General features: G+C 59.2%; 17 protein-coding genes. 12 read left to right on the forward strand and 5 right to left on the reverse strand.

Annotated features, from left to right (window positions below):
* Positions 1–34: 34 nt before the first annotated feature.
* Together cyoB and cyoA are read right to left on the reverse strand one after the other, a co-directional pair.
* Positions 35–2,041: a cytochrome o ubiquinol oxidase subunit I gene (cyoB, locus tag AC4HNJ_RS06930; protein ID WP_490478816.1), complete on the reverse strand. Its 2,007-nt coding sequence runs from the start codon at positions 2,039–2,041 to the stop codon at positions 35–37.
* Positions 2,042–2,059: 18 nt separating this feature from the next.
* Entirely contained in the window at positions 2,060–3,022 is a 963-nt protein-coding gene (gene cyoA, locus AC4HNJ_RS06935) for a ubiquinol oxidase subunit II (protein WP_490478817.1), read from the reverse strand.
* A gap of 698 nt (positions 3,023–3,720) precedes the next feature.
* Between cyoA and AC4HNJ_RS06940 the strand changes: the two genes are divergently transcribed.
* Positions 3,721–5,052 carry an MFS transporter gene (locus AC4HNJ_RS06940; RefSeq protein ID WP_490478818.1) on the forward strand — a complete coding sequence of 444 codons (1,332 nt, stop codon included), beginning with the start codon at positions 3,721–3,723 and terminating at the stop codon, positions 5,050–5,052.
* 136 nt (positions 5,053–5,188) lie between these two features.
* Here AC4HNJ_RS06940 and AC4HNJ_RS06945 read toward each other — a convergent pair whose 3' ends face one another.
* Entirely contained in the window at positions 5,189–6,088 is a 900-nt protein-coding gene (locus AC4HNJ_RS06945) for a LysR family transcriptional regulator (protein WP_490478819.1), read from the reverse strand.
* A 106-nt stretch (positions 6,089–6,194) separates the two neighbouring features.
* Between AC4HNJ_RS06945 and AC4HNJ_RS06950 the strand changes: the two genes are divergently transcribed.
* From AC4HNJ_RS06950 to AC4HNJ_RS06995, 10 genes are all read left to right on the forward strand, one after another.
* On the forward strand, positions 6,195–7,187 hold the full coding sequence (locus AC4HNJ_RS06950; RefSeq protein WP_490478820.1) for an aldo/keto reductase: 993 nt from the start codon (positions 6,195–6,197) through the stop codon (positions 7,185–7,187).
* 15 nt (positions 7,188–7,202) lie between these two features.
* Positions 7,203–7,592: a RidA family protein gene (locus tag AC4HNJ_RS06955; RefSeq protein ID WP_490478821.1), complete on the forward strand. Its 390-nt coding sequence runs from the start codon at positions 7,203–7,205 to the stop codon at positions 7,590–7,592.
* A gap of 100 nt (positions 7,593–7,692) precedes the next feature.
* Positions 7,693–8,520: an NADPH-dependent 7-cyano-7-deazaguanine reductase QueF gene (gene queF, locus AC4HNJ_RS06960; RefSeq protein ID WP_490478822.1), complete on the forward strand. Its 828-nt coding sequence runs from the start codon at positions 7,693–7,695 to the stop codon at positions 8,518–8,520.
* A 560-nt stretch (positions 8,521–9,080) separates the two neighbouring features.
* Positions 9,081–9,641: a hypothetical protein gene (locus AC4HNJ_RS06965; protein WP_490478823.1), complete on the forward strand. Its 561-nt coding sequence runs from the start codon at positions 9,081–9,083 to the stop codon at positions 9,639–9,641.
* Positions 9,642–10,093: 452 nt separating this feature from the next.
* Entirely contained in the window at positions 10,094–10,699 is a 606-nt protein-coding gene (locus AC4HNJ_RS06970; RefSeq protein ID WP_490478824.1) for a hypothetical protein, read from the forward strand.
* Between the two features lie 188 nt (positions 10,700–10,887).
* Positions 10,888–13,491, forward strand: coding sequence for a bifunctional lysylphosphatidylglycerol flippase/synthetase MprF (gene mprF, locus AC4HNJ_RS06975; RefSeq protein WP_490478825.1), 2,604 nt, complete (start codon positions 10,888–10,890; stop codon positions 13,489–13,491).
* The gene (locus tag AC4HNJ_RS06980; protein ID WP_490478826.1) at positions 13,488–14,303 is read left to right on the forward strand and encodes an AcvB/VirJ family lysyl-phosphatidylglycerol hydrolase; all 816 of its coding nucleotides are present in this window, start codon (positions 13,488–13,490) and stop codon (positions 14,301–14,303) included. The genes mprF and AC4HNJ_RS06980 overlap by 4 nt, the downstream gene beginning before the upstream one ends.
* A 36-nt stretch (positions 14,304–14,339) precedes the next feature.
* Positions 14,340–14,597 carry a hypothetical protein gene (locus tag AC4HNJ_RS06985; protein WP_490478827.1) on the forward strand — a complete coding sequence of 86 codons (258 nt, stop codon included), beginning with the start codon at positions 14,340–14,342 and terminating at the stop codon, positions 14,595–14,597.
* A 106-nt stretch (positions 14,598–14,703) separates the two neighbouring features.
* Positions 14,704–14,916 (forward strand): CsbD family protein, encoded by a 213-nt coding sequence (locus AC4HNJ_RS06990; RefSeq protein ID WP_490478828.1) that lies wholly within the window; start codon positions 14,704–14,706, stop codon positions 14,914–14,916.
* A gap of 103 nt (positions 14,917–15,019) precedes the next feature.
* Positions 15,020–15,193 (forward strand): DUF1328 family protein, encoded by a 174-nt coding sequence (locus tag AC4HNJ_RS06995; protein WP_490478829.1) that lies wholly within the window; start codon positions 15,020–15,022, stop codon positions 15,191–15,193.
* Positions 15,194–15,369: 176 nt separating this feature from the next.
* Here AC4HNJ_RS06995 and AC4HNJ_RS07000 read toward each other — a convergent pair whose 3' ends face one another.
* On the reverse strand, positions 15,370–16,248 hold the full coding sequence (locus AC4HNJ_RS07000) for a hypothetical protein (RefSeq protein ID WP_490478830.1): 879 nt from the start codon (positions 16,246–16,248) through the stop codon (positions 15,370–15,372).
* A 113-nt stretch (positions 16,249–16,361) separates the two neighbouring features.
* Between AC4HNJ_RS07000 and AC4HNJ_RS07005 the strand changes: the two genes are divergently transcribed.
* Positions 16,362–16,823 (forward strand): GNAT family N-acetyltransferase, encoded by a 462-nt coding sequence (locus AC4HNJ_RS07005; RefSeq protein WP_490478831.1) that lies wholly within the window; start codon positions 16,362–16,364, stop codon positions 16,821–16,823.
* A gap of 15 nt (positions 16,824–16,838) precedes the next feature.
* Here the strand turns inward: AC4HNJ_RS07005 and AC4HNJ_RS07010 are convergent, their stop codons facing one another.
* Positions 16,839–17,717, reverse strand: a complete 879-nt coding sequence (locus AC4HNJ_RS07010) for an alpha/beta hydrolase (RefSeq protein ID WP_490478832.1) — start codon at positions 17,715–17,717, stop codon at positions 16,839–16,841.
* Positions 17,718–17,863: the final 146 nt, after the last annotated feature.

Here is a 17,863-nt window from a genome sequence, read left to right on the forward strand (position 1 = left end):
CGACGCCGCGCACTCAAAATGGGAATGCATATTCTCAAGCATGATGGGCTAGCGGCTCCGCGCGGGCTGCTTCGACACGCCCTACTTCATCGGCAGGAATGTAGTAGTCACGGTCGTAATTGAAAGTGTGTCCGATTGCTACTGCCAGCAACGCAACGAACGATACGGCCGCCAATAGCCACATGTACCAGACCATGGCGAAACCGAATACGAAACTCAGCGCCGCCATGATGACGCCCGCACCGGTGTTCTTCGGCATATGGATGGGCAGGAACCCCGCCACCGGCCTGCGCCAGTTGTGCTGCTTCATTTGCCACCACGCATCCACGTCGTGTACTTGCGGCGTAAAGGCGAAGTTATAGGGCGGCGGCGGCGAGGGAATGGACCACTCCAGCGTGCGCCCATGCCACGGATCGCCACTGGTGTCGCGTAGCTGCTCACGATGCAGAATGCTGACGACAAACTGCACGATCATGCTGATGATGCCAAGCAAGATCAGGAGCGCGCCGAAGGCCGCAATCACGAACCAGATCTGCAGCGCCGGATCATCGAAATGGCGCAAGCGGCGCGTCACGCCCATCAATCCCAGCACGTACAACGGCATGAAGGCGAAGTAGAAACCCACCACCCAGAACCAGAACGAGCATTTGCCCCAGAACGGATCGAGGCGGAAACCGAACGCCTTCGGGAACCAGTAATTGATGCCGGCAAACATGCCGAACAGCACACCGCCGATGATCACGTTATGGAAGTGCGCAATCAGGAACAAGCTGTTGTGCAGTGAGAAATCCGCCGGCGGCACGGCCAGCAGTACGCCGGTCATGCCACCGATGGCGAACGTCACGATAAAAGCCACGACCCATAACATCGGCACGTCGAACACGATGCGACCGCGATACATCGTGAACATCCAGTTGAAAATCTTCGCTCCGGTAGGAATCGAAATGATCATTGTCGTGATGCCGAAGAACGAATTGACACTCGCGCCTGATCCCATGGTGAAGAAGTGATGCAGCCACACCAGGTACGACAACACCGTGATCACTACCGTGGCATACACCATCGACGCATAGCCGAACAAACGCTTGCGGCAGAACGTGGCGGTCACCTCGGAGAACACACCAAACGCCGGCAGAACCAGGATGTACACCTCCGGATGCCCCCATATCCAGATCAGGTTGATGTACATCATCATGTTGCCGCCGGCATCGGCGGTGAAAAAATGCGTCCCGGCGTAGCGGTCCAGCGCCAGCATGGTCAGCGTAATCGTCAACACGGGAAATGCCGCCACGATCAACACATTCGCGCACAGCGCGGTCCAGGTGAAGATCGGCATCTTCATCATCGTCATGCCGGGCGCGCGCATCTTGACGATGGTGGCAATCATGTTGATGCCGGATAGCGTTGTCCCGACACCCGCTATCTGCAGGCCCCAGATGTAGTAATCCACGCCGCTGTCCGGACTATTCGCCAGTTCCGACAAGGGCGGATAGGCAAGCCAGCCGGTGCGCGCAAACGCGCCTACGAACAGCGAGGTCATCACCAGCATGGAGCCGGCAATGGTCATCCACAAACTGAAATTGTTGAGGAAAGGAAACGCCACGTCGCGCGCGCCGATCTGCAGCGGCATGACGAAATTCATGAGCCCGGTGATCATGGTCATGGCCACGAAAAAAATCATGATCACGCCATGGGCGGTAAAGATCTGGTCGTAATGCTCGGCCGGCAGATACCCTTCCGAAGGTCCAAAGGCGATGGCCTGTTGCGCGCGCATCATCAGAGCATCCGCAAAACCGCGCAGCAACATCACGAGGCCCAGCACCATATACATGATGCCGATCTTTTTATGATCGACACTCGTGAACCATTCCCGCCACAGGTATCCCCACAACCGGTAATAAGTGATGATGCCAAGCAAGGCAATGGCGCCCAGCGCGACGACGATGAACGTACCCACCAAGATCGGCTGCTGATAGGGAATCGACGCCAGGGTAAGGCGTCCGAAAAGCAGCTTGGTGAGATCGGGATGTTGGAAGGTCATCGCGGCACCGGAGCGTAATTACTGTGATTGGGCCATTGACATGGCCCGGCGGCTGTCGGACGGCACAGTGGCTTCTGACTTCCCAGTCGGCTCTGACATCCGAAGCATGTTCATGCAGTCAGGACCGGGCTGGAAGCAACGATTGAGGATGGCGTGGTAGAGCCCCGGAGCGACGCTGCCGTAGTAATGCACCGGATTTTTTTCGCTGGGCGCCGCCAGCGACTCATAAGACACGCGATCGAGGGTATCGCCGCTCTGCTTGGCATGCGCCACCCATTTGGCGAAGTCGTCGTCGCTCATGCCATGGAAGGTGAAGTTCATGTACGAGAATCCCGCCCCGCTGTAGTTGGCGGAAAAACCCTGGTAATCGCCGGCCTTGTTGATCACCGCCTGCAGCGTGGTCTGCATGCCCGGCATCGCGTAGATCTGGCCGGCAAGCGCGGGAACAAAGAATGAGTTCATCATCGTCGAGGACGTGAGATTGAAACGGATCGGCCGGTTTACCGGCGCCGCCATTTCATTCACCACGGCCAAGTTCTGCTCGGGATAGATGAACAGCCATTTCCAATCCAGCGCCACCACGTCGACCACTAGCGGCTTGGTGTTCGGAGGCACCAGATGCCCCGGAGCAATGCGATCCAATGGGCGATAAGGATCCAGCTTATGCGTGCTGACCCAGGTGACTGCCCCCAGGGCGATGATGATCAGTAGCGGCGCCGACCAAATCATCAACTCGACGATGGTGGAGTGGTCCCAATCTGGATCGTAGTTCGCCTTCTGGTTCGAAGCGCGGTAGTGCCAGGCGAAAAATATCGCTGTCACGATCACCGGCACCACGATCAGCAGCATCAGGATGAGCGCGGTGATGATCAGGTCGCGCTGCTGTCGCGCGACGTCGCCTGACGGCGACATCAGCACCGTATGGCAGCCTGTCAGCGCCAGAATGGGAACTAGCAGTAGCAGTCCGCGGAAAGCCTTCATGGACATACCCGACGCAACCGAGTGAAAAAGGGATACTGCTGTGTCGAGAAGGTACGCCGATCGACGGCCTGTACGCAAATGGTCTGCCGATCTCCGGGATGCGCTGCGACATTTCGTCTGACTGCCATGCATCTGTAACGTCCGCGCATCGAAAGGCTGGACGCACGAAAGTCCGCGCCGTGCCCCACTAAGAGATGGGTAAGGTAAGAGGTCATGCCCGCCATGATGAGGGGATCATGCCAAGGCACAGCATGAACACTTTGTATTCGCGACATTTCGACAGGATGATTCTCTCGCCCCGGAGCTGCCCTGTGCGTGACGTCCCATGCATCTGGGGCAGACCATGACCGGATTGCCTGCGCCGCATTATTGTTGTTTCGCTACCCATCCTCGTTCCTCGCTTCTCGACCCGGTGCACCCCTCTGCCCGTCTGCACCCTGCAAAGACAGGCATCCATGATTCCTCATGGATGCGCGACAAATGCCATACACGTCTTACCCCATCATTGCCGCGTGTTCTCGTGCTTCACGGGAGCGCTGGCAAATAGCCTGCTACGCGCGATGGAAGAGTGCTCTCCCCCAGTGGGGGGAGAGGCCCAAGATGTCGCAAGACGGAAAATAGACTCACTCATCTCTAGCCTTGGCGCCGCGACGGTGCCATGCTGTGCCTGCCGCATCATCCCTATCCGAGTAACGACGATGTCAAGTACGTTTCAGGATCAGCGCGAATCCGCCGGCTTTTCCCCGGACGACATCGGGCGTATTCATGCCCATGCCAAGCTGGCTCCCGGCGAAATCGCCGTCGGCGTCATCATCGGGCGAACCTCCGAATACTTCGACTTCTTTGTTTTCGGCATCGCTTGCGTGCTGGTTTTCCCGATGGTTTTCTTTCCGTTCGAAAGTCGCCTGGACGGCATGTTGTTGTCGTTCGCGATCTTTTCGCTGGCATTCATTGCCCGCCCGATCGGCACCACATTGTTCATGGCGTTCCAGCGCCGATGGAGTCGCGGCACCAAACTCACCATCGCCCTGTTCCTGCTCGGCAGCGCCACGGCGGGGATGGCTTTCTTGCCTGCCTATAACACCATCGGTGCATGGGCCATCGGACTGCTCGCCTTTTTCCGCATTTTGCAGGGCCTTGCGCTAGGTGGCTCGTGGGACGGACTCCCCTCGCTACTCGCCCTCAATACACCGCCCGAGCGGCGTGGCTGGTACTCCATGCTGGGGCAGCTCAGCGCACCCATCGGATTCATGATCGCCAGCGGCCTGTTCCTGTTCCTGCATCTGGAATTGGCCACCGACGATTTCCTCGATTGGGGTTGGCGCTATCCCTTCTACGTTGCCTTCACGATCAACGTCGTCGCCCTGTTTTCACGCCTGCGCCTGGTCGTCACCGAGGAATATACGCGCGCCATGGAAGAGCGCGAACTGGCGCCTTTCGGTATTTTCGACATGTTGCGCAAGCAGGGCTACAACATCTTCGTGGGTGCCTTCGCAGCCTTGGCGAGCTACGCGCTCTTCCACCTGGTATCCATCTTTCCCCTTTCATGGATCGTGCTTGGTACAACGCAGTCCATCAACGCCGTGCTGACCATCCAGGTTATCGGCGCCTTGTTCGGCATCGGCGGCGTCATCGCATCCGGGCTTATCGCCGACCGCATCGGACGACGCACCACGCTTGGCACGGCAGCCGTGCTGATCGGTATCTTTGCACTGTTCGCTCCTTGGCTGCTTGGTGGTAGCCGGATTGCGCAAGACACCTTCATTGTCGTGGGGTTTGCCCTGCTCGGCCTCTCATACGGGCAGGCTGCCGGCAGCGTCACATCCAATTTCGAAATTCAACTTCGCTACACCGGCGCCGCGCTCACTTCCGATTTCGCATGGCTGATCGGTGCAGCTTTCGCGCCGTTGGTCGCACTGGGGTTGTCGTCGCGCTTTGGATTAGTGGCAGTGAGTGTGTATTTGCTGTCGGGCGTGGCATGTACATTGATTGCCTTGCGGGTGAACAGGGCGCTCGCGGCGCGGGAGTAATAGCGAACAAGGGCAAGCTCGTCGTACACAGCAGCGACCACCGGCCTGCCCACAGCCATAGCTTTATTTCGTTGACTGGGACATCACGAAATACTCAGGCACGCGAAGCGACCAAGACACCCCAGACCAGCACTCCTTAAAGCTGCCGCTCCATCAACTCCACCAGCCAATCCACAAACACCCTCAAGCGCGCCGGCATCTGCCGATGCGGCGAGTACAACACGGTCACCGGCAACGAGGGTGGCGGCATGGACGGCAAAATCTCCTTCAGCTGCGCATTCGCCAAAGCATCCGCGACGCGATAAAGCGGAAACTGTGCGATGCCCAGTCCCGCCTCGCAGCAGCCCATATACGCCTCGACGCCGCTGACCGTGACACGACCCGGCAGCATGACTTCCCGGTGCTTGCGTCCGACCATGAATTCCAGCGGCTCGCTGCGATGAGTCGTGGGCGATGCCCAATTCACCGCGTAATGCCCTTGTTGCAGATCCGCCAGCGAACGCGGCATGCCCTGGCGACGCACATATTCCGCACTCGCGACAGTGATTTGTTGCAAGGTGCCGACGCGTCGACTGACCAGCCCGGAATCGGGCAGCTTCCCGACACGCAGGACGCAATCGACACCCTCGCGCAACAGATCGACGAAACGATCGCCCGTGCCGATATCCAGTTCGAGTAATGGATAACGTGCAAAAAAGGATGGCAGCGCAGGAATCAACCAGAGCCGCGCCATCAGCGCGGGAAGATCCACGCGCAGGCGCCCGCGCGGCTGCGCCGAAGCCTGGCGGAAATCCGCCTCGACTGCATCGACGTCGGCCAGCAATCTCAGGCAATGGCTGTAATACGCCTCGCCCTCGCGACTGGCGCGCACGCGCCGCGTGGTCCGCTGCAAAAGTTGCGCGCCGAGCCGTGCTTCAAGCCGCTTGATGGTGTGGGTAACGGTGGCGCGCGGCAAATCCAGGTCGTCAGCGGCGGCCGTGAAACTGCCCAGTTCGACGATCCGTACAAACAGCCGCATGGCATCGAGGCGGTCCATGGATTGTTGATATAGATGAAATAGTGAAGCTCATTATTGAGTATTTATCGCAGGGCTGCATCGGTCGAAGATTCGTTATCTTTCCCCCTGCTTGCGAGGCGACATCATGCAGACACGTACACTCGGCAAGAACGGCCCCATTGTTTCCGCCCTCGGCTTGGGCTGCATGGGCATGAGCGATTTCTACGGCCCGCTCGACGATGCCGAATCCATCGCCACCATCCATCATGCGCTGGAGCGCGGCGTCAGCCTGCTCGACACCGCCGATATGTACGGTCCTTACATCAACGAGGAGCTGGTCGGCAAAGCCATCAAGGGACGCCGCGAGCACGTGTTCCTGGCGACCAAATTCGGCATCGTGCGCGACCCTGCCGATCCGGCAAAACGCGGCATCAATGGTCGCCCGGAGTACGTGCGCGCGTCCTGCGACAATAGCCTGAAGCGGCTGGGGGTGGACCACATCGACCTCTACTACCAGCATCGCGTCGATGCCAGCGTTCCGATCGAGGAAACCGTCGGTGCCATGGCCGAACTGGTGGCTGCGGGCAAGGTACGCTATCTCGGCTTGTCGGAGGCTTCGGCTGCGAACATCGAGCGTGCCAGCAAGGTGCATACGATTACCGCACTGCAAAGTGAACTGTCGTTGTGGACGCGCGATCCGGAACAAAACGGTACGTTGGCAATGTGCCGCAAGCTTGGCATTGCGCTGGTGGCGTATTCCCCGCTGGGCCGGGGCTTTTTGACCGGCGCCATCATCAGGCCGGACGATTTTGCCGAAGACGACTTCCGCCGCGGCAATCCGCGCTTCCAGGGCGAAAACTTCGTGCGCAATCTGCAGCTAGTGAAACAGGTAGAAACACTCGCCGCGGAGAAGGCTTGCACGCCTGCGCAACTCGCGCTGGCCTGGGTATTGGCGCAGGGCGACGACATCGTGCCGATTCCAGGCACCAAGCGCCGCTCGCGTCTTGACGAAAACCTGGGCGCCCTGGACGTACGCTTGAGCAAGGATGATCTCGACTCGATCGAGCGCATCTTTCCCATCGAAGCCGTCGCCGGCGAACGCTACGCACCCGCGGGCATGGCCCACGTCAACCGCTGAAAGCGGGGTGCAACCATGACTACGATCGAACGTCTGCAGCCGGAAGCGGTTTTCCCTATTCCCGGCATCACGGCCGGTGCCAAGGTCGGCAACCTGCTGTTCACCTCGGGACAGGTGCCCCTGGGCACCACGGGAGAACTGGTCGGCATCGGCGATTTCCAGACACAGGCCGAGCAGGTGTTCGTCAATCTCGGCGCCGTGCTCGAAGAAGCCGGCAGCGGATTCGATCGGGTCATCAAACTGACCGCGTTCTTCACGGACATCTCCCGCGACCTCCCCTTCTATCGGGAGGTCCGGGATCGATTCATCCCGGCTGCACATGCCAGCTCCGCGGTCCAAGTAAGCAAATTGTTCCACCCTTCGGCGTGGCTGGAGGTGGAAGCCGTGGCACTCTGCGACGCTTGAAGGACTCGCGCATCCATTTTGTTCAGCCGATTTGTTAGCTGGCCATCCTTAAGGTCGCAGGCGACAGCGCCGAGGATGGCGCTTCCCTTAAAATAGCGGGATGAACATCCCCGACCACTCCCCGCTCGGCAAGCACACCGTCTACGCCGATCGGTACGATCCCGCCTTATTGTTTCCCATCCCGCGCCAGGCCAAGCGAGAGGAAATCGGCATCAGCGGCGAGCCACTGCCCTTTCATGGCGTGGATATCTGGAACGCATACGAACTGTCGTGGCTGGATATGCATGGCAAGCCGATGGTCGGCGTGGCGGAATTTCGCATTCCGGCAAACTCGCCAAACATCATCGAATCCAAGTCCTTCAAGCTGTACCTCAATGGTTTTGCACAAGAGCCGCTGGCCAACATCGCCGCATTGAGCGCCTTGCTGCAACAAGACCTCACCCGCGCCGCCGGTGCGGTGATAAGCGTGCGCATCCAGCCGTCGCGTGCCGCAACATATGTTCTCTCTGACCTTCCCGGCGAATCGATCGACGCACTGCCAGTGAAGATCGACGATTACGGCCCGCCTAAGGCAGACTACCTGCGCGCCGACAACGCGGCAGTCGAAGTGGAAGAGACCCTGGTTTCCGACTTGCTGCGCTCCAATTGCCCGGTCACCGGCCAGCCGGACTGGGGCAGTGTGCAGATTGCCTATCGCGGTGCTCCTATCGATCGCGAAGGACTGCTGCGCTATCTGGTTTCATTCCGCACACACAACGAATTCCACGAGCAGTGTGTCGAGCGCATCTTCGTCGACGTGATGAAGCGTTGCGCACCGCAACAGCTGAGCGTTTACGCACGCTATACACGGCGTGGCGGGCTGGACATCAACCCTTTCCGCAGCACCGATCCGGCTATGCCGGACAATAGGCGCGGGGCGCGACAATAGCCCTGCGAACTACTATCGGCAGCTCCATGCTCCGCCGACAATAACGACGTCCGACTGCGCTTACCTCAGTAGCAGCGCGGTCTATGTACGGAAGCATTCGATTCGAATACAAGGCCGCGACGCCCTTGGTCGTGGTCGCATCGATGGACCACGGTGCGATCGCGTGTCCACGCTTTTTCCCATGCGAATGTCTTTCGAGACTGCAAACAACCGAATGGCTGCGGCCTAGCCAGGCCTCTGACGACTCCCGGCCTACACCTTCTGCGGCGGGTCGATGATCCGCCCTTCTCGAAAGCTTCTTCGCACTCATCTTTTCCCGCCGGATCTCACTGCAAATCTACACACGCAACCCGCATCAACATCGGCATTGATATGAAAAGTCTTATTTCTCCGCCTTCTTATTATTCAACCCACTTCATCGGCCTATATTCGATACCGCTGGTGGACCTCCTTGGTTGATGACCCCGCACGATATGCCATCACCCCAAAATAAAACCAGAGAGTAAAACCCAGCGATACGTCAATATTCTCGAAAAATCAGCTATTCCCGGAGGAAGATCATGAATGCTGCAAAAAAAGCATGCTTTTCTGTATTGGTTTCCACCACCGTCTTTGGAATAAGCACCGCCCATGCGGCCAATACCGGCTATATCGAGGCATGGCTAAATACCGATAGCTGCGCCTACGTTACTTCTCCCGCGAAAGACAAAATCAGCACCGACATCAAGATAAAACCCGTGCTTTTGGAAAAAAAATATACGCGAGGAAAGAGCGACTTCTATGTGTGGAAGCTCAATACCCAAAACTCCACTGAATATACGTGCCACGGACCAAAATCCACCCCAGGAGGCGGTTTTATCGAATTCAATTATTTTCTGATCCACAATGATGTCGGCGGCTGGTATAGCAATAACAAACTGAAGGACAGTCTTGGCAATACAATTCTGTCGCAGGGCAGCGCCACAGTAGATTCTTGGGTCTGGTATTACCCTCCCGATGGATTTAAAGCCTATTCCGGCTACCCGGGAACTACCACTTACACCCTGCAAGCGGAAGCGTATTGGGTGTTCGGCGGCGGCGGCGAATACGCTAAGCTCAACCTCAATATCGCCCCCGAATAATAAATCCGCACCTCCCTCCACCTGCCGTGGAGGGAGGTGTTCCACCGCCGACCCAATAGGGCGACGTGCGAGCTCACGTTTCACCGTGAGAGACCACGCTCATCTTTCGGAAGCCGCCCTACCGCGTCTGTAAAGTCCTGGAGCCGGCGGCATGTGCGCTCGCACCGCACATGCGACACACTCAATGCCGTATACCGTGAGACTCGGATCACGTGTATCCACGACAGCTGTTGCCTAAGCGCACCAGCGATCAAGCGCACCGAAGCCGCCAGCGCCAGCCGCCACAGGCCCTCTCAACATGAGGCGCGATGTGTTTCGCAGCCTCTGTTAAACTCGCGGAGATATCCTGTTGGTCATCGGCACTTCAGATCGCCAGCGCTAGCCTTGGCAGCTGCCTCTAAAGCTGCCGGCCTCTACCGGTTATCGCCTTTCTCTTTTTCGGAAGCTCACCCATGAAACTTTCCGCACGTTCCGCCGCCCTTTACAGCGTCCTGTTGGTTGGTCTGCTGGCACTCAGCGCCTGCGGTAAGAACGAGCAACAGTCCGCCAGTCAGCCGGCGTCACCCAGCACTGCACCGGCGCCATCGAGCACGGCAGCCGCGAAGCCTGCACCGGCCACCACGGCTGCCGCACCGGCCCATGCGGGCACGGCAGCGCCAGCTCCTGCTGCACCGGCCGCCGCCAGCACGGCTACCGCCACTCCGGCCACGAACGACAGCTTCCAGGTGAGTTCGGTAACGTTGGGCGATTCGGTCAATAGCGAGCACCAGGTGCGCAAGGACATGGCGACCTTTACCCCGAACGAGAAGACCCTGTACGTCAGCGTCGATACCACCGGCAGCACACAGGGCGCCACGCTCAATGCAAAGTGGAGTTATCTAGAGGGCAATGGCCAGGAAGTGATGAGCACCAGCCAATCGATCATCGCTGACGGCCCGGCCACCACCACTTTCCGCGTGCAGAATCCGAACCTGTGGCCGGCAGGCAAATACAAGGTGGATATCTCGGTGGATGGCAAGCAGGCCGCGAGCAAGACCTTCGAAGTGAAGAAGAGCTGAGCCTCGCAGAGATGATGCATAACCGGGGCGCTCCAGCGGGGCGCCCTTTGTTTTGGCGGTGGTGGCACACATCTCGGGACACATCGCCGCGCGTCGTGCCGCAAGTTATTACCTGTCATACCAGGTATGGCACCATCGCGAACTTGGGGAATTGAGAGCCTGGTTAAGGCCTGAGAGGCGGTCGCAGCGTGGAGCAACAGGGCGGGGCCGAAATTCTTAGCCAAGAAAATGCCTTGGGCCGGCCGGGCTTGGTGTGGCTGCGCCGATTCGGCGGCCCGGCATTGTCAGTATTGATGCTGTGCCTGGCGCTGTGGGCGCTTTATCGCCTCGCCGGGGAAGTGAGCTATCACCAGGTGGGCGAATACATGCATCGCCTGCGCCGCGGACGCATCGGCCAGGCGATCGTGCTTACGGTGCTGGGCTACGCCGTGATGCCGCTCTACGATTTGTTCGCACTGAGCGCAATCGGCCGCAAGCTGCCCAAGCCGCGCGTCGCACTGATCTCCTTCATCAGCTACGCCTTCAGCAACACGCTAGGCATGGCCATGCTGGTATCCGGCTCGATTCGCTACCGCTTTTATATCCAGGCGGGATTGTCGACGCTCGATGTCGCCAAAGTGGTGCTGTTCTGCACGATCAGTTTCTGGCTGGGCTTGTTCGCCATTACCGGCGTCACCCTGCTGCTGGTCCCTATTCCCGCGGGATTGCCCTTCGCACCGATGCGTTTGCTGCTCGGCGGCGTGCTGAGCGCCATTCCCCTGCTATGGCTGATCGGCGGCATGGTGATTCGCCGTCCGATTTCGATCTGGCGCTGGGATGTGCGGCTGCCACCACTTTCCATCGGCCTAAGGCAAGTGTTTGTCGGTGCACTGGATTGGGGACTGGCGGCGGCGGTGTTGTATGCCTTGATGCCTGATGCATTGGTGCTGCATTTCGGCTCGTTCCTGGCAATCTTCGCACTGGCGCAGATCGCCGGCCTGATCAGCCATGTTCCCGGCGGCCTGGGTGTGTTCGAAGCCGTGATGCTGGCCGGCTTCGGTGCCACCGGCAACCAGGCATTGTCCGCTCCCATTCTCGGCGCATTGGCGGCCTTCCGCGGCGTCTACTACTTGCTGCCGCTGTGCGCAGCCACCGTAGCCGTAGTGGTACGCGAAGCACGCGGGCTACGCCAGACCGCGCTGCTCACACCATGGTTCAACGGCATCCTGCCGCCATTCTTCGCAGGACTCACGCTGGTGTCCGGCGCCGTGCTGCTGTTCTCCGGCGCAACCGCCGTACTGCCGGGACGCCTGGAATTGCTCAGCGACCTGCTGCCGCTGCCGGTGTTGGAAATCTCGCACTTCCTCAACAGTGTAATCGGCATGTCGCTGCTGATCCTCGCGCGCGGGCTGCAGCGCCGCCTGGATGCCGCTTACTGGTTGACCCTGGTGCTGCTGATCGCCGGTGCGGTCGCCTCACTGCTCAAAGGCATCGACTATGAAGAAGCCTGCCTGCTGATTCTGTTGGCCGTGGCACTCGCACCTGCGCACCGGTTGTTCTACCGACGCGCCTCGCTATTCGACTTGACGTTCTCGTTCGGCTGGCTCATCGCTTGTGCCACCGTGTTGGGTTGCACGGTATGGCTGGTGCTTTTCAGTTACCAGCATGTCGAATACCGCAATGATCTATGGTGGCAATTTAGCTTTTATCACGGTAATGCACCGCGTGCGCTACGCGCCCTGGTGGGCGCCGCAGGCGTGGCCTTCCTGTTTGCCCTCACCACATTGATCCGTTCCGCCCGTCCGCGCCCCACGCTGCCCAATGAAGCCGAACTCGCGCGTGCCCTGCCGCTGATCAAACATTTTTCTTCTGCCCAGGCACATCTCGCGCTGATGGGCGACAAGAGCCTATTGTTCGCGCCCAACGACGAAGCCTTCTTGATGTATGGCATCGAAGGGCGCAGTTGGGTTGCCATGGGCGATCCGGTCGGCGGCAATGATCGCGCCCGGCAAGAGCTGGTATGGAATTTCCGCGAACTTTGCGAGCGCAGCGGCGGGTGGCCGGTGTTCTATCAGGCCAATCCGGCCGATCTCGATCTTTATCTCGAAGTGGGCATGAGCCTGCTGAAAATCGGCGAGGAAGCCCGCGTGCGCCTGGAGCATTTCAACCTCGACGGCAAATCGAAGAAGGTGCTGCGCAATACGGTAAACAAACTCACACGAGAGGGTTTGCGCACAGAGATCGTGCCGGCCGAGCAGGTGCCCACGCTGCTACCGCAGCTAAAACCGATTTCCGATGCGTGGCTGCGGGAAAAGCGTGTACGCGAGAAAGGCTTCTCGCTGGGCGCGTTCGATCAACGCTATCTATCGCGCACACCCATGGCCGTGGTGTGGCAGGACGACCAGCCGGTCGCATTCGCCAATCTGTTCCTGACCGACAATCTGGAAGAGGCCTCGGTCGATCTGATGCGCTACCTGCCCGATGCCCCCTCCGGCTTGATGGACTACCTGTTCATCGAGCTGATGCAATGGTCCAAGACCCAGGGCTACCGCTGGTTCAACCTCGGCATGGCACCGCTGTCGGGTCTGCAGAGCCGTCGTCAGGCACCTCTGTGGAATCGTTTCGGCGCACTCATCTACGGTCGGGGCGAGCGCTTCTATAATTTCCAGGGCCTGTACCGCTACAAGGATAAGTTCGACCCCGAATGGGAACCGCGGTATCTGGCAGCCCCAGGCGGCATTGCGTTGCCGGTGGTCCTCACCAATGTCGCCAGCCTGATTTCGGGTGGCCTTAGCGGAGTCGTGCGTCGATGAAATTCCGTGTTATTGCCCTGATCGCCTGCGTGGCGGTCATCGCTGCGCTGGTCATCTGGAAACCGTTCCCCCATCCCACTCTCGAGCACGCTACCGTCAAACTGATGCCCACCGTGCAACCCCCGGCGGGCCACGACGACGTGCTGGCCATTTTCTATTCGGGCGACGGCGGCTGGCGCGACCTGGACAAGCAACTGGGTGCGAAGCTCGTCGCCCATGGCGTGCCGGTACTTGGCATCAGCTGCCTGGATTACTACTGGCGCGGCCGTTCGCCCGAAACATCGGCACGCGACCTGGATGCGATGATCACGCGCTATACCACGCAATGGCACAAGCAAAAGATCTGGCTGATCGGCTTCTCGTTCGGCGCGGACATCCTGCCGACCATCGTCAATAAATTGAGCCCGGCCAATCGCGCACGCATCACCCAGATGGTGCTGCTCTCTCCCACCCAGGACGTGAACTTCGAGATCGAGCTTGAGGGTTACATCATGGTGCGCGAAAACTGGCTGAAGACGCACTTGAAAGAAATCAGTGAACGGCTCAATCCAGTGGCCCACTTTCCCGCGCTGCCGCCGCTGGCAGCGCTGCACGACAAGCCACCGGTGGTCTGCTACTACGGCCGCGAGGAAAGCGACGACACCGTATGCAGCGATCCGCATCTGCCGTCCTGGGTCACTGTTCATGAGATGCCAGGCGATCATCACTTCGACTACAACTACGATGCCCTGGCAGTCCGCATGATCAAAGAGCTGCCGCGTGACACAGCACCGGTCACTACCGCACCGGCGACAGCGAGCAGCGCTCCCTAGCTTCTCGCAAGAATCGGCCTTCCAAAACGACCATGCATGCGCGCGAGCTACCGCCGCGCGTCTGAGCATCCGGAACCAGGCTGGAAACAACAGCGCAGACAGAAACGGATTGATCTCAGCAAACGGGCAAGACGAAAGTTTCACGATGAAGCAGATAAGCGCCTGCATCTCGGAGCGCAGTATTTCTCGCGCGAACGAATGCATTTTGTCATCGGCATGGCCGTCATCTGGCGCACGCTTGCATCGTTGCAACTCGGCGCACATACCCTTTGCGCGGAACTTTCACTTAACTGAATCCCTTTGCATAACGCGTACGCAGCATTCACGGCCACACTGATCGAATCGGCATCACCGACGCACACGCGCCCGGTCAACAGTCGATCCACATGAGGTACCCGTTATGAATCAGGACACGATCAGCGGCCAGTGGAAACAAGTCAGAGGAAAGATCAAAGCGCAGTGGGGAAAATTGACCGACGACGATCTCACGATCGTGGAAGGCAATGTCGAGCAGCTGGCCGGCCGGCTGCAGGAGCGCTACGGCATCGCGCGTGACGAAGCAGACCGGCAAGTGCGTGCATTCGAGGAAGACCTGAACATGAGCCGTCATTGAGAGATCCACGACCGCTGTTCCTGCCTATCCTCGTCACCCCACTGCTCCACTCGGTTCATGCACTAAAGCCGATACGCACGCCATCACTGTAAAGGAGACTGCCATGCTTTATTGGGCCGCTGTCTTTTTCATCATCGCGATCATCGCCGCCATTTTCGGGTTCGGCGGTATTGCAGCCGGTGCTGCCAGCATTGCGAAAATCCTGTTCGTGGTATTCGTTATCTTGTTCGTGCTCTCGCTGATTTTCGGCGGCATTCGTCGAGGCCCCCGACCCTGACACGACCGGCACTTCCTGCAAGCCGCCGCGCTTTGACGCGGCGGCTTTTCTCTGCGCACCTGCCATGCCACATCTTTCCATGCGGGATCGCCGCTGACGTGTACATGGAGCAAACACCAGACATGGCCTGTATGCCGGAGATGTCAAGCAAGCGGTGCCCCGCACCTTCCATAACCCTAAAAATTACGAAACAGAACCATCCTGCCCGGATCGCAAACACCATCCGCCTTCAGCCATGGTTCTTGCGCAATGATTTCGCTGCATGGGCCCAGCGTTCCGATACGAAGCTCGCGTGTAGCGGCTTCACGCTTGAGCATATCAAGTACCGTGCGCAGGATCGTGCCGGTGAACGGCGTATATAAATAAAACACCGTCGCTTCGGACAGCTGGGTATAACGCACATCCTGTTGGATAAAATGTGCATGGGTGATGCGCAATCCTTTCGCACATTGCTGCGCGCTTGCCACATAAGCGGCCTCCCGCTCGACACCCATACAGCGCGCGCCTGTGCAAATCGCGGTCACGATTGCGACGTGCCCGAGCCCCGAGCCCAGATCCATCACGGCATCCACGCTGCGTATCGCCGCACGATCTATGAAATCGAAGATATGTCGCGCAGGTGTCGGCTGATAGAACACCATCTCGGGTTCTCTCACGATGGTTGCGGCATCGGGTTCGTCCAGCGAGAGCACACCGCTGACCAGCGCATCGAGTTGGTCGTATTCCTCAGACTCCTGCTGATCCATGGCTTTGCTCACTTCATCGCGCAATCGCTTCGCACCGTGGCCGCGGCGTATGTCATTACGGATGGAACGAAACAGCTCATGATCGACGACGGCCATCTCGGCCATCATGGCTTCCGCCTCTCGATACAACGCAGACGTGGCATCGGCCCCGCCGAGAAACAACCAACGTTCAAGCTGATCGGCAAGCTGGGCGCGACGGCTGAAGTGATCTGGTCGCCGCCAGGATGGATCGAACTGCAGAGTATCCAGCAGGGTTCGCAAGGCCATCGAGATCATGGAAACGACGGAGTCAGTGGATGTGCGAAGCATACGCGCAGCCCGCAGTCTCAATCCACGTCGTTTCGGCCAGAATGAAAATCCATTACCTTGGTGAAGTTGAAAGCCACTTCCGCCCCGCAGATACATGGCCGCAGGACTCTCGCATGTCGTCGACGCTCACCGTCAGGCCCGTAACCGCTGCCGATTTCCCGGCATGGCTGCCGCTATGGAATGGTTATAACGCTTTTTATGGGCGCCACGGTGAAACCGCGCTGCCAGAAGCGGTTACCCGGCTGACATGGTCGCACTTCTTCGATGCCTATGAACCCATGCATGCCCTGGTCGCCGAAGACCAAGGCAAGCTGGTCGGGCTTGCTCACTATCTCTTTCACCGCAGCACCATCCAGCTCCATCCGAGTTGCTACGTGCAAGATCTTTTCACCGCGGAGACGGCAAGAGGCATGGGCATCGGCCGTACCCTCATCGAAACGGTATACCGCTGCGCGAAACAAGCCGGCTGTCCTCGCGTGTACTGGCAGACCCATGAAACCAACACGATCGCCATGCAGCTTTACGACAAGGTGGCGGAAAAGTCCGGCTTTGTGGTCTATCGAAAAATGCTGTGAAACAGGCACCGCGCCTTACAGCTGCATGCGGCGCAACCACTCCGCGAGCTGCGCCAGTACCTGCCTGCGCCCGGTCTCTGTCTCATTGAACAGCTCATGGTAAAGCGTGTCGAAGAAGCGGCATGTCAGCCGCTTGGTGGCCCACGCGCTGTCCGCAAACGCGCGGCTGCCGGAGGGATCCACCAGTCGATCACTGCCCGCGGCGAGCAGCAGCGCCGGCACGCGCAAGCGCCATGCATCGGCAATGCTCGATGCACCGCCACGGAAAATGAAATCCGCCATGCGCGGCGTTATCCGGTTCGTGCATAACGGATCGTTGCGGTAATCCTCGATCACGGTGGCGTCATGCGAGAGACCATCCACGGCCAGACCGGTACGCAACGGCATATTCGGCAGCACATGCGCAAGCATACTGGCGAGCCTGCGCAGCCACGGCGCCGCGAACGTCCGCAGCGCAGGGGATGAGAGCACCAGGCCCGGCGGTTCTATCCGGCCGTCCAGCACGGTTCGCAACGCGACCATCCCGCCCATGCTGTGTCCCAGCAGCAACGGCGACCTTCCAAGTGACCGCGCATAATCCTGATAAACGGCGGTGAGATCGCGCAGCAAATCATCACCTCGCCGCAATGCCGAACGCTGCCCGGGAGTGCGGCCATGCCCACGCTGGTCGTAACTGCGTACGGCGTAACCTTGCGCGAGAAACCAGTGCGCCAGGGCTTCATAGCGTCCACTGTGCTCCCCCAGGCCATGCACGATCAGCACAGCGCCCTGCGCAGAACGGAGTGGCCAATCGCGCAGGAACAATGCCTGCCCATCGGACAAGGTCAACCACGTACTGCTGTCATGCAGGGCATGCTCTCCGGTTCCCGATGCCGCTTGTGCTCGTTGCTCCATAGCAGTTCCCCCTGCGTTGGCCCCCATACAGTAATGCGGAACGCGCTCAATCTGAACCCATACCCTCTTTCGCCAGCATGGTTTCGATAGACGGAGGCTATGTTTTGTATCGGTACTATCAAATTCCCCTGCGCACTAAACGCCCA

Source organism: Dyella sp. SYSU CM1112 (assembly GCF_058216415.1).